The sequence below is a fragment of the Peptoniphilus vaginalis genome (assembly GCF_900176605.1).
In the GTDB taxonomy this organism is placed as follows: Bacteria; Bacillota; Clostridia; order Tissierellales; family Peptoniphilaceae; genus Peptoniphilus_A; species Peptoniphilus_A vaginalis.
In genome coordinates this window covers 83,478-96,111 of record NZ_FXLP01000004.1, presented here as the reverse complement: position 1 = coordinate 96,111, position 12,634 = coordinate 83,478, and the positions used below count along the sequence as shown (strand labels likewise).

Annotated in this window: 10 protein-coding genes; 9 read left to right on the top strand and 1 reads right to left on the bottom strand. The window is 35.5% G+C overall.

Features of this window, described 5'->3' with window-relative positions; genetic code table 11:
- Window positions 1–110 precede the first annotated feature (110 nt).
- Entirely contained in the window at window positions 111–1,595 is a 1,485-nt protein-coding gene (locus tag CAN42_RS01890; protein WP_085875308.1) for an aldehyde dehydrogenase family protein, read from the top strand.
- Between the two features lie 122 nt (window positions 1,596–1,717).
- Here the strand turns inward: CAN42_RS01890 and CAN42_RS01885 are convergent, their stop codons facing one another.
- On the bottom strand, window positions 1,718–2,941 hold the full coding sequence (locus CAN42_RS01885) for a sodium/glutamate symporter (protein WP_085875307.1): 1,224 nt from the start codon (window positions 2,939–2,941) through the stop codon (window positions 1,718–1,720).
- A 244-nt stretch (window positions 2,942–3,185) separates the two neighbouring features.
- On the opposite strand from CAN42_RS01885, the gene hisS reads away from it, so the two are divergent.
- The 8 genes from hisS (at window position 3,186) to CAN42_RS09070 (ending at window position 12,573) form a co-directional block, all read left to right on the top strand.
- The gene (gene hisS / locus CAN42_RS01880) at window positions 3,186–4,493 is read left to right on the top strand and encodes a histidine--tRNA ligase (RefSeq protein WP_085875306.1); all 1,308 of its coding nucleotides are present in this window, start codon (window positions 3,186–3,188) and stop codon (window positions 4,491–4,493) included.
- 121 nt (window positions 4,494–4,614) lie between these two features.
- Window positions 4,615–6,438, top strand: coding sequence for a translational GTPase TypA (gene typA / locus CAN42_RS01875; RefSeq protein ID WP_062572320.1), 1,824 nt, complete (start codon window positions 4,615–4,617; stop codon window positions 6,436–6,438).
- A 20-nt stretch (window positions 6,439–6,458) separates the two neighbouring features.
- Window positions 6,459–7,922 carry a cardiolipin synthase gene (gene cls, locus CAN42_RS01870; RefSeq protein WP_085875305.1) on the top strand — a complete coding sequence of 488 codons (1,464 nt, stop codon included), beginning with the start codon at window positions 6,459–6,461 and terminating at the stop codon, window positions 7,920–7,922.
- 6 nt (window positions 7,923–7,928) lie between these two features.
- Entirely contained in the window at window positions 7,929–8,468 is a 540-nt protein-coding gene (locus tag CAN42_RS01865; RefSeq protein WP_085875304.1) for a M48 family metallopeptidase, read from the top strand.
- An 8-nt stretch (window positions 8,469–8,476) separates the two neighbouring features.
- Window positions 8,477–8,692, top strand: a complete 216-nt coding sequence (locus CAN42_RS01860; RefSeq protein WP_085875303.1) for a hypothetical protein — start codon at window positions 8,477–8,479, stop codon at window positions 8,690–8,692.
- Window positions 8,693–8,939: 247 nt separating this feature from the next.
- A complete protein-coding gene (locus tag CAN42_RS01855; protein WP_085875302.1) occupies window positions 8,940–9,695 on the top strand; it encodes a ZIP family metal transporter in 756 nt (251 codons plus the stop codon).
- Between the two features lie 121 nt (window positions 9,696–9,816).
- Window positions 9,817–10,017 carry a hypothetical protein gene (locus tag CAN42_RS01850; RefSeq protein WP_085875301.1) on the top strand — a complete coding sequence of 67 codons (201 nt, stop codon included), beginning with the start codon at window positions 9,817–9,819 and terminating at the stop codon, window positions 10,015–10,017.
- Between the two features lie 24 nt (window positions 10,018–10,041).
- A complete protein-coding gene (locus tag CAN42_RS09070; RefSeq protein WP_245149827.1) occupies window positions 10,042–12,573 on the top strand; it encodes an S-layer homology domain-containing protein in 2,532 nt (843 codons plus the stop codon).
- Window positions 12,574–12,634: the final 61 nt, after the last annotated feature.

Here is a 12,634-nt window from a genome sequence, read left to right as displayed (position 1 = left end):
CTAAGTAAAAAATTAAAAATATATACTTATGGGTTTTTAAATTAATTATGAGGGGTATTTCTAATGTGAAAGCTTTATATGACACATTAAAGTAAAATAAGGAGTGTAAAATGACTAAACCAAAGATTAATTTAGATAAAAAGTATGGCCTATTTATTGGCGGAGAATTTGTAGAAAGTGAAAATGGGGAAACATTAGATGTATTTTGTCCAGCAGATGGAGAAAAACTTGCATCAATTGCCCAAGCAAGTGAAGCTGATGTAGACAAGGCTGTTAAGGCAGCTTGGGAAGGCTTCCACCAATACAAAAAGACAAATAGATACGAAAGAGCAAAAATCTTAAACAAGATTGCCGATATAATTGATGAAAATGCTGACCACCTTGCCATGGTTGAAACTCTTGACAATGGTAAGCCAATTAGGGAAACAAAAAATGTTGATATCCCACTAGCATCTGAACACTTTAGATACTTTGCAGGAGCAATCCTAGCCGAAGAAGGAACTGCTAATGCCATTGACGAAAACACCCTATCCATAGTCCTTCGTGAACCACTTGGAGTTGTTGGTCAAATTATTCCATGGAACTTCCCATTCCTAATGGCAGCCTGGAAATTATCTCCAGCCCTAGCAGCAGGGGATGCAGTTGTAATTAAACCATCATCAACAACTTCACTTTCACTATTAGAACTAATGAAGTTGATAAAAGATGTAGTGCCAAAGGGAGTCATCAACGTTGTAACAGGATCTGGATCTAAGTCTGGTGAATACTTACAACATCATAAAGGACTTTCAAAACTTGCCTTCACTGGTTCAACTGAAGTTGGCTACAAGATTGCAGGAGCTGCAGCAGAAAAATTAATTCCAGCTACCCTAGAACTTGGTGGTAAGTCTGCTAACATCTTCTTTGATGACTGCGATATGGACCTTGCAATAGATGGTCTTGCTATGGGTATCTTATTTAACCAAGGACAAGTATGTTGTGCAGGTTCAAGAGTTTTCGTTCACGAAAATATCTACGATGAATTTGTTGAAAAGGCAATTGAAAAATTCAAGAAGATCAAGGTTGGTCTACCTTGGGAAGAAGACACACAAGTTGGAGCTCAAGTAAACAGGTCACAAACTGAAAAAGTTCTTGGCTATGTAGAAGTTGCAAGAAAAGAAGGAGCAACAATTGTCGTTGGTGGCGAAAAGGCTACAAAGAATGGAACAGAAAATGGTTACTTCACAATGCCAACTCTTATAACAAATGCAGATAACAAGATGCAAGTTGCAAGAGAAGAAATTTTTGGACCAGTTGCAGTTGTAATTAAGTTCAAGGATGAAGACGAAGTTGTAAAAATGGCAAATGATTCAGACTACGGTCTAGCTGGTGCTGTTTGGACAAGAGACATCAACAAGGCAATAAGAGTTGCAAGAGCAATTGAAACTGGTAGAGTTTGGGTTAACACTTACAACCAACTTCCAGCAGGGGCACCTTTTGGCGGCTACAAGAGGTCAGGTATTGGTAGAGAAAACCACAAGATGATGCTTGATGCTTATTCACAAGTTAAGAACATCTTCATTAATACTTCTGAAAAAGCTTCAGGACTTTACTAATAATAAATTTTATAAATAAATAGAGTAATTAAAAAGGGCTTATAGTTTTCGCTATAGCCCTTTTTGAGTGCTTAAATTTTCAAATTAAAATAATTTTAAATTTAAGAGATTTTTAATTTTTCTTACATACCTGCGTTCATCTTAATTGCAATGTCCAAGAACTTAGTAATAATTAGTGCATTTGAAATATTTGAAATGAATCCACCAATTACTGGAACAACGAAGAAGGCAAGCTTAGAGAATCTGTACTTGTCACAAACTGTCTTCATAGTTGTCATTGAAACTGGAACAGCACCTGTTGAAAAACCAAGGTGACCTACTGCCATAACGGCTGAGTCGTAGTTCTTGCCAAGTAGTCTAAATGTTAAGAAGTAAGTGAATACTAGAACAAGAACAACTTGTGCAAGAAGAAGGACGATTAGTTGAGGTCCTAGGTCTGCAAGTTGCCATAACTTCATACTTACAATTGACATTGAAACGAAAAGTGCAAGAGAAAAATCTCCAACAGTATCAATTGCTTCAAGAAGTGAATCGGTAACTCTTCCTGTCTTATCAAGGAAGACTCTCACAAGGATACCACCAAGCATACAACAAACGTGAATTGGAATGTTAGCACCACCCTTTTGTAGGCCCAAGAAAATTAATTGGCCAATACCACAAGCAAGAACCATCATGTTTACAGAAGAAATCATAGTCTTCTTGTTCATCAAAACAGTTTTAGCTGTATCAACAAGAGTGTTTTCTTGATTATCTAGTTCTGGATCTTCAAATCCAAATTTCTTAACGATAAAGTTACCGTAAGGTCCACCAATAAGTGAACCTGCAATAAGTCCAAACGTAGCGGATGCAATAGCAACTTCCATGGCAGCAGTTTGACCAGCTTCAACAGCTATTGGTGCAAAACTAGCAGCGTTTCCGTGGCCACCTGTCATAGGTATTGAACCTGTCATCATTGAGATAAGTGGGTTAACGTGAAGTAAGTTACCTACTCCAAGTGCAACTGCGTTTTGAAAAGCAGCAAGTAGGGCAGCTAAAACAGCAAAGATAACTACTAGCTTTCCACCTTGCTTTAATAATGAAAGACTGGCAGCAGCACCACTAGCTGCAAAGAATAAGCAGTAGAATAAAGTATTAACTGTCTTGAAGTCAAAGTTTGGTTCCATAATGCCTGCGTAGTATAAAATCATAGTGATAATTGAAATAATAGTGCCGCCTACTACAGCAGATGGAAGGCAGTATTTAACTAAAACTGGAAATTTCTTTCTCAAGAAGTCCCCAAGATAGATACCGATTACGCCAAGAAATAGAGTTTCAAACATGCCGAACTCAATTACAATTCTTTCCATATTTTTTCCTCCTAAAAATATATTGTTAAAAGCGTTAACCATTCGATTATACTGGATAAAATCTGGCAAGTCAAAGACATTACCCACTTTTTATAAATATTTTAAGGAAATCCTATTAAATTGTTTATAAATTTTCAAAACTTTCACATAATAGCAAGCAAAAGTACAAAAAGCTAAGTAAATGTGATAAAATTATACTTATTAATATGAAGGTAAATGAAAATGCATAAACAGGAGTGATATTATGACAATTGTAAAACCATCAACCCTCCCAGGTTTTATGGAACTACTACCAAAGGATCAAATTCTCTTTAATGAGATGAAAGACATTATAAGAAAAAATTTTGAAAAGCACGGATTTTTGCCCATAGATACTCCAGTTATAGAAAAATCTGAAGTCCTACTAGCAAAGGGCGGTGGAGATACTGAAAAACAAATTTATAGGTTCTCAAAGGGCGACACTGATATGAGTCTTAGGTTTGACTTAACAGTTCCCCTAGCAAGATACACTGTTGAGCATATGAACGACCTATCATTTCCTTTTAAAAGGTATCAGATAGGAAAGGTCTACAGGGGAGAGAAGGCTCAAAAGGGACGTTTTAGAGAGTTTTACCAATGTGATATTGACACAATTGGTATGGGAGAACTTTCTCTTGTAAATGATGCAGAATTCCCTGTTGTTATCTTCCACACTTTTAAGGACCTAGGCTTTACAGATTTCACAATCCACCTTAACAATAGAAAAATTTTAAAGGGCTTCTTTGCCTCATTAGGCATCGAAGACTCCATGAATGTACTTAGGACAGTTGACAAGTTAGACAAGATTGGAGAAGAAAGTGTCCTTAAAGAATTAGGAGAAAATGGAATAGGAAGAAATTCTGGAGAAAAAATCCTAGAATTTATAAAAATTAAGGGAACTGTAGATGAAATTCTTGAACAATTAAGAGAATTAAAAATAGAAGATGAGATCTTCCAAGAAGGACTTGACGAGCTTACACAAGTTATTGCTTATATGAGGGACTTTGGCATAGAAGAAGACTGCTTTGACATTGACCTAAAGATTGCAAGGGGACTTGACTACTACACAGGCACAGTTTATGAAACTACTCTTGATAATTATCCAAAGATTGGATCAGTTTGCTCTGGCGGAAGATACGAAGACCTTGCAAGCTATTATACAGACAAGACCCTACCAGGTGTGGGAATTTCCATTGGACTATCAAGACTTTTCTACCAATTAAATGAAGCAAAAATAATTTCTAGTGAAGAAAAATCCCTAGTTGATCTTTTAATTATTCCAATGGATGATTACATCCACGATGGAATTAAACTCCTAAGTGAATTGAGAGAAAAGGGAGTGAGGGTTTCTGTCTACACAGAATTTGCAAAGCTAAAGAAAAAATTTAAGTACGCAGACCAAACAAAGGTGGACTATGTAATAGTTCTTGGTGAAGAAGAGATAAAAACTAGAAAGTATAGTTTGAAGGATATGAAGACAGGGGATCAGGAAGAAGTAACTTTTGATGAGTTAGTTGATCGATTTAAGAAGTAAGCTCGGATTAAAATTAGACCTATAAACCGATAATTTCACAGTTTATAGGTCTTTTTTGTTGCACTTTTTTTTATTTAAGCTTAAAATAGGATAGAAACATGAAGAAATGAGATGAGAATTTTTGAAAAGACAAGATATAAGAAATATAGCTATTATTGCCCACGTTGACCACGGTAAGACTACCCTAGTTGATGCCCTTCTAAGACAGTCAGGTATCTTTAGGGAAAACCAACAAGTTAAGGACAGGGTAATGGACTCCAACGACATTGAAAAGGAAAGAGGTATCACTATCCTTTCCAAGAACACTGCTGTCAACCATAATGGAGTTAAGATTAATATCATTGACACTCCAGGACACGCTGACTTCGGTGGCGAAGTTGAACGTGTTTTAAAAATGGTAAATGGTGTTGTCCTCTTAGTAGATGCCTTTGAAGGTCCTATGCCACAAACTAAGTTTGTGTTAAAGAAGTCCTTTGAACTTAGCCTTCCAGTTATTGTCTGCATCAACAAGGTAGACAGACCTGAAGCAAGACCACTTGAAGTAGTGGATGAAGTTCTTGACCTCTTTATTGAACTAGGTGCTGACGAATCTGTTCTTGAATGTCCTTTTGTATTTGCATCAGCAAAGCAAGGTATTTCTGCTCTTGATGTAGATGACAAAATGGAAAGTATGGATCCACTTTTTGAAACTATTATTAATTACATTCCAGGACCAGAACAAAGAGATGATGAACCTTTCAAACTTCTAATTTCAACAATTGACTACAATGACTACATTGGAAGAATTGGTATTGGAAAAATCGAGCAAGGTATTATTAACGAAAACGACAAGCTTGTAAGGGTTAACAAACTTGATCCAGACTTTAAAGAAAATATTAAGATTGCACAAATCTATGAATTTGAAGGTCTAGACAGGGTTGAAGTTGATTCATCACGTTCAGGCTCTATTGTTGCAGTAACAGGTATTGAAGACATCAACATTGGGGATACTATTACTTCAACAGAGGACACAGAAGCCCTTGAATTTGTAAAAATTTCTGAGCCAACTATTTCCATGAACTTCTCTGTAAATGATTCACCTTTTGCAGGAAGAGTTGGAAAGTTCTTGACTTCAAGACAAATCAAGGCAAGACTTCACAGAGAACTACAAACTGATGTAGGACTAAGGGTTGAAGACACTGAATCCACTGATTCCTTTAAGGTTTCTGGTAGGGGAGAACTTCACCTTTCAGTTTTAATTGAAAATATGAGACGTGAAGGTTATGAGTTCCAAGTTTCTAAGCCACAAGTTCTTTATAAATATGACGAAAATGGCAAAAAGTTAGAACCAACAGAAAGAGTTACTATTGATGTTGACAATGTCTACGCGGGATCTGTTATAGAAAAACTTGGCAGGAGAAAGGGCGAACTTGTTAACATTGTTGAACCTAATGGGGGCTACCAAAGACTTGAATTCATCATTCCATCAAGAGGACTTATTGGTTACAGGACTGAATTTATGACAGACACTAAGGGTTCTGGGATCCTAAATTCTATTTTTGAATCCTATGTGCCATTTAAGGGAGAAATCCCAAGAAGGGTAAATGCTTCTATTGTTTCCTTTGATACAGGAACAGCTTCAGCCTATGGACTTAACAATGCCCAAGATCGTGGTACCCTATTTGTTGAACCAGGGGAAGATGTTTATGAAGGTCAAGTTGTTGGTGAATCACCAAAGGGAATTGAAATTGAAGTTTCTGTTACTAAGTCAAAGAAACAAACTAACGTCAGAGCATCAGGTTCTGATGAAGCCCTAAGACTTTCTCCAGTTAAGAAGATGAGTCTTGAAGAAGCGTTAGAGTTTATTGAAGATGACGAGCTAATAGAAATTACACCTAATGAATTTAGAATTAGAAAGAAAATTTTAAATTCACAAACAAGATATAAATCAAAGAAAAATAAATAATCTTTGGACAGGAGTGGAAGATGTTTAGTGCATATTTTGGGATGTTTAAAAACTTTGCTCAAGTTTATTCACTACTATTTATTGTAAACTTATTAGTATCCACCTTTATAATTTTATTTGACAACAAGAAGCCAGTATCCACCCTCTTGTGGGTAATGGCTATTAACTTCCTGCCCCTTCTTGGTTTTGTCCTCTACCTCTTTATAGGACAGGACATTTCAAAGTCCAAGATATTTAAGGGTAAACATAAGAAGGACGAGATCCTAAGCAAGGAAGCAAAGGCTCAATTAATAGATATAAAAAAGAAGAAATTTAGGTTTTCAAAAGCTAGGACTGCCAACCATATTGATATGGTTGAGATGTTCAACAAGGCAGAAAACGAAATGCTCTACACTGACAACAAGGTAAAGATTTTTAACGACGGAGTAGAAAAGTTTGCAGCCCTCTTTGAAGACTTGAGAAAAGCTAAACACACTATCTACGTTCAATATTATATTTTTAAATCAGATGGACTCTCCACTGAATTTATGAATATACTAAAGTCAAAGGCCAAGGGAGGCCTTGACGTGTACTTATTAGTTGACGGTATGGGTGTTAGGAAGATGAAGCTAAGGGACAGGAAGTCCCTTGAAGAGGCTGGAGTTAAGTTTGCCATCTTCTTCCCAGGTATTATTGACAAGATCAACACCCACATCAACTACAGAAACCACAGGAAGATTGCTGTAATCGACAAGAGAATTGGTTACGTTGGTGGCTTCAACGTTGGCGACGAATATGTATCCAAGGGTCCTATGGGATTTTGGAGAGACACCCACCTAAGGATAGAAGGTCCAGCAGTGAATGGACTTGCCTGGAGATTTTTCTTGGACTTCAAGTTTGCATCAGAAGACCATACCAAGGGCTTCACTACAGAAATCTTTCCAGAGATAGAAGATGGAGTAGACATAAATATTGTCACAAGTGGACCAGATACCAAGGCAGACTCCATAAGAAATGGTTACGAGAAATTAATAACTTCTGCAAGGAAGGAGATTTACATTCAAACTCCTTACTTTGTTCCCGATGATGGACTCCTAAAGGCAATAAAGGTTGCAGCCCTAAGTGGAGTTGAGGTCAACATAATGTTCCCAGCCAAGCGTGACCACCTCTTTGTTCACTGGGCATCACTTTCCTTCTTGGGAGAACTTTTAAAGTGGGGAGCCCATGTCTACCAATATGAAGGAGGCTTTCTTCATACAAAGATTATGATTTCTGATGACTATCTAGCAAGTGTTGGGACAGCAAACTTTGATATAAGGTCCTTTGAACTAAACTTTGAAGTCAATGCCTTCTTATATGACGAAGAATTAAATAAAAAATTAAAGGAAGACTTTAAGAGAGATCTTGAAGAGTGCACAGAGATAACTAAGGAAGCTTATGAAATGAGGTCAAAGTTTACTAAGCTTCGTGAATCCTTTTCAAGACTTTTATCTCCACTATTATAGGATATAATGGATATAGAAATAAATAGAAAGAAGATAAGGTCCCTTAGGCTGAGGGTAGAAGACGGGATAATAAAAATTTCTGCCCCAAGGTCTATGAGTGACAGAGCCATAAAGGACTTCATCGAAAACAATGATGAAGTCATTGAGAGATTAAAGAGAGAAGACAAGAGAAGGGGACGCTACAAGAACCACTTGTTTGGTCAGAAGGTAAACTTCACCTCAGAAGAAGAACTTGAAAAAATTTACAGACGAGAACTGCAGAAGGTCTTGGATGAAATTTTCCCAAGATACGAAGCCTTGACGGGACTCTCAGCCAAGTCCTATGAGATAAGGAAGATGAAGATGAGGTGGGGGACCTGCTATCCACAGCGGGGAGATATAAAAATAAATCTCTACCTAGCAGCAAGACCCCTGGAGCAAATCGAGGCAGTTGTCCTTCACGAGTTAGTTCATTTAAAATTCTTTCACCACGACAAGAATTTTATAAATGAGTGCAAGAAGTATATGGAAAACTATGAAGAAATTGAAAGAGAATTAAAGACCTAGGTGATAAAATGAAAAAAGCTTTAAAAATTTTGGGAATAATTGCAGGAATTCTTATCCTAATGAAACTTTTTAACATTTCCATCTTTATTGGAAATCAAAGAATTGATAAACACTTTATTGTCAGTGGAATTAGAAACTTTAACCTAGGAGATCTCTTTGACAAGGTTTCAAAATTCTTTGACGAGCTAGTTGGTGGAATAAGAAGAGCAGTTAATAGTTTATAAACTTATAAAAGTCTATGACTTTATAAAAATTTATAACCTTACAAGAATTTATAACTTCATAAAAATTTATAACTTTGCAAATATTTTTAACTTTGCAAATATTTTTAACTTCATAAAAATTTTTAACCTTATAAGAGTTTAAAAAATTATAATAAAGCACGACCTTCGTGCTTTTATTTTTTTACAAAAAATTAAATTTATTAATGTGGTATAATTAATATGTAAAACTTTAAATTAAGGTGATTAAATGAATTTAACTTTTCTTATACTAAGCTGTGTGGTGCCTGGACTTATGACAGGGGTTGGTGCAATCCCCATATTTTTTGCAAAGGGCGTGAGCCAGAAGGTGCTAGACATTCTCCTTGCAGCTGCAGCAGGAGTTATGCTCGCAGCAACTTGCTTCTCCCTTGTCATACCAAGTCTTGAAATAGCTAATGGGACTATGGGAGTTGTGTCAACGGGACTTGGAATTTTTTTCGGGGCTCTTCTTCTTGATCTAATCGACAAGTTTGCACCCCACGAGCACTTAATAGACAATAGGCATGAGGGAGCAGAGGTAAAGAACTTATCCAAGATGTGGCTCTTTGTAATTGCCATCGCTATCCACAACTTTCCAGAAGGACTTGCAACTGGTGTAAGCTTTGGCGGAGAAAATATTGCAAATGGTCTTTCAGTTGCTCTTGGTATCTCCCTACAAAATATGCCAGAGGGACTTGCCGTTGCCCTTGCCCTTGTTCGTGAAGGCTACACTCGTAAGAAGGCCTTTGCTATTGCAACTTTAACAGGACTTGTTGAACCCATTGGAGCCTTCTTAGGAGTTGGACTTGTTTCCATCTTCTCTGCAACTCTTGGCTTCATCCTTGCCCTTGCAGGAGGAGCCATGCTCTTTGTAATAAGTGATGAAATTATACCAGAGACCCACTCCAATGGCTACGAGAGAGAATCAACTTATGGGGTAGTTTTTGGATTTATATTAATGATGTTTTTAGATAGCCTAGTGTGATGACTTGCCTAAGTGGCAAGTTTTTACATATATTTATTCTTTAAAATATTTTTCAATGTTGAAAATAAAATGTAAAAGTGATATATTCATGATATAAGACCAAAAAAGGACTTGACAAGATATGAGGAGAATCTTTAGGATCAAGACAGACAGACAGACAGACAGACAGACAGACAGACAGACAGACAGACAGACAGACAGACAGACAACTATAGATGTATATTCAGGCGAAATCATAAATTCATTCGCCTTATTTGAATATAATTTTTTAAGAGCAAGAAAATTTGGCTATTTAATAGCTTTGTTTTCTTGCTCTTTTTGATTTTTTAATAAAAGGAGGTTACAAATGAAAAAAATAATTAAAAAATCATTGAGCTTATTTTTAGCTCTAGTAATGTTAGTAGGCATTATGCCATTCAATGTCTTTGCTGAGAAAGCAAGAAAGGTTGAACTAGAACTTAGTAACATTGAAAGTGCAAAATTTGAAAAACAAAACAAAGTTGAATTTACTATTGATAAGGACAATTTAGATGTAAACACTTTTTTGAAGATAACTGAAGACAAAGACGACAAAAATGTACTTAAAATAACGAGCGATACGTTCGGACCTGGTGGCATTTTAGAACATTCCTACAAAGAATTTATGGGAAAAGCCATGGGTATGTGGGTTCCAGATGATCAATGGAATGAAGAGGACAAAAAAAAGTTAGATGAGAAATTTGGAAATGATTGGGGAGCTAAGGATAAGTTTAAAAAGGAACAATTGGCTGAGGCTACAAATAAATGGAATACTACTGACTGGGATCTTGAAAATTCTTATTACGAACTTAAAGTAAAGTTACCTAAAAATATGAAATTTAACAAAGATGAAATAAAAGCTCAATGGTCTGAAGATAGTTTTCTTTCACAATTATATGATCCACAAGAAGCAATTATTGATGGTAATACTCTTATATTTAGAGCAAAATTTAAAACATTAAAAACAGATATAGCTTTAAATTCAGAAACTGCAAATTGGAACAAACCTGTCTTAAATGTAGAGATTCCAATGGCAATCCATTATAAAAAAGGCGATACAGTTATGGATTATGTTCCAGAAGTAGAACGAAATTTAAGGTTAATTGACAAATCTAAATCCATTCAAGTGGAGGGCAAAGGAATCCTTGGACTTTTGGGAGTTTTATCTCCTATAGATTTATCTAAATGGCCACAAGAAGTTAGTGTTTTTCCGGCAAATCAAAAATTAGATGGAGATATCTTGGCAAATGAGAAAGATACCGGATCTAATAAGTATTTCTCTATTAACAAAGATGAAGAATTTAATTTAACTACAAAACTAGATGTATCAAGTATTAAGAAAGCAGTAACAGACCCCTTTGCTTTTATAGGAATGCCAAATGGTGGCGTAGAATTTAGCAAAATGCAAATTTTTAGGTTTTGGCCAGCACTCAATCTAGGTAGTGTTTTCTCAACTACTTTGAGATTTCCTAAAGAAATAATAGTTCCTAAAAATATAGATGAAAAATCATTAAAATTAAAAGGTTCCAAAGATGTTTTTTACATTTCAAAAGTTGAAAGAAGTACAGATCCTGATAGTAAGGAAACAATTTTAAAAATTGAGATGCCTTTAACTGAAGGAGCAAAGAAAAAAATGCCATCTTTATATGATTTAAGTAATACTATTGGGTCTGTGGATTCTACATTTTATTTAGACATTCCAGGATTAAAATTTTCAGATGAAGCAAAAGAAAATGAAAAGTATACGATAAAGGGTAAATTAGGGGGAAAAGTACTATTTACATTTATTACTGATGTGGACGATTGGGTAGCGAATGAATATAAGGATGAACTGCGTAAAGAATTTGGTAATGATGTTGTAGTTCAAGATGAAACTTGGACAAGCACTCTTCACTTTAACAAAGATAATCAAAAAATAAAAGATGCAATTGATTATATGTTAGATAAGCATCCTGAAATATTTAACCAAGTTATACCAAATCTTTTAAAAGATGACGTCCTAAGAAGAAAATATGACACAAATATATATTCTCTTTTTGTAAATTGGAAAGGAATTCAAGAAAAAGGAGGAACAGATTACCTTTATACACAAAAAGGTGGGGATCCAGATGATATAACTTTCACAGTTTTGTGTTCTAAAAAGTCAGCTCCTATTCCTGAACCTACAGAACCAAAGGTTCATGAATATATAGAAACTTATCCTGTATTTGTTCGAGTTGATAAAAAAGAAAATATTCATGACAAGTACATCTTTGGATATCCTGATGACACAATTAGACCTAATGGTGATATGACAAGAGCTGAAGCTATTGCAGTAGTCGCAAGACTTCAAAAATTAGACTTAAGCGATAAGTCTGCTAAGATTTATAAAGATACTAAAGAAAATCTTTGGTACAATGGTGCTATTAATGCGGCATTTAAGGCTGGTTATTTGTTAGAAAAAGAAGGCGAAAACATCAGACCTAATGACAAGATTACTAGAGCTGAACTTGCCGAATTAATCAGTCATATTGACAAGAAAAACAGTGCAGTAGCTCCATTTGATGATGTTAAAGGTCACAAGTTTGAAGCTGCCATTAACCAAGCTTATGGCAATGAAAGAATTAAGGGTTACCCTGATGGAACTTTCAAACCAGATAACACTATTACAAGAGCAGAAGTTGCCACAATGTTAAATAAATTGTATGACAGATTCCCTGACAAGAATTTCATCGATGCAAATCAAAATTCAATTCACAATTATAAGGATATGTCTTACAAGGGACACTGGGGTTACTATGAACTTGTTGAAGCTTATCATACTCATAAATATCTAAGATTATCTAATAATATGGAAGAATGGAAAGAGATAATCGAATAAACTATTAAATAGGAGAAAGAAAGGACTCTTGTGAGTCCTTTTTTGTGTTATTTATCCAAAA

Excerpts from the sequence above, each read along its gene's own strand:
- CAN42_RS09070 (WP_245149827.1), top strand. The coding sequence starts at position 10,042 with ATGAAAAAAATAATTAAAAAATCATTGAGCTTATTTTTAGCTCTAGTA.
- CAN42_RS01865 (WP_085875304.1), top strand. The coding sequence starts at position 7,929 with ATGGATATAGAAATAAATAGAAAGAAGATAAGGTCCCTTAGGCTGAGG.
- CAN42_RS01885 (WP_085875307.1), bottom strand. The coding sequence starts at position 2,941 with ATGGAAAGAATTGTAATTGAGTTCGGCATGTTTGAAACTCTATTTCTT.
- cls (WP_085875305.1), top strand. The coding sequence starts at position 6,459 with ATGTTTAGTGCATATTTTGGGATGTTTAAAAACTTTGCTCAAGTTTAT.
- CAN42_RS01890 (WP_085875308.1), top strand. The coding sequence starts at position 111 with ATGACTAAACCAAAGATTAATTTAGATAAAAAGTATGGCCTATTTATT.
- hisS (WP_085875306.1), top strand. The coding sequence starts at position 3,186 with ATGACAATTGTAAAACCATCAACCCTCCCAGGTTTTATGGAACTACTA.
- CAN42_RS01850 (WP_085875301.1), top strand. The coding sequence starts at position 9,817 with ATGAGGAGAATCTTTAGGATCAAGACAGACAGACAGACAGACAGACAG.
- CAN42_RS01855 (WP_085875302.1), top strand. The coding sequence starts at position 8,940 with ATGAATTTAACTTTTCTTATACTAAGCTGTGTGGTGCCTGGACTTATG.
- CAN42_RS01860 (WP_085875303.1), top strand. The coding sequence starts at position 8,477 with ATGAAAAAAGCTTTAAAAATTTTGGGAATAATTGCAGGAATTCTTATC.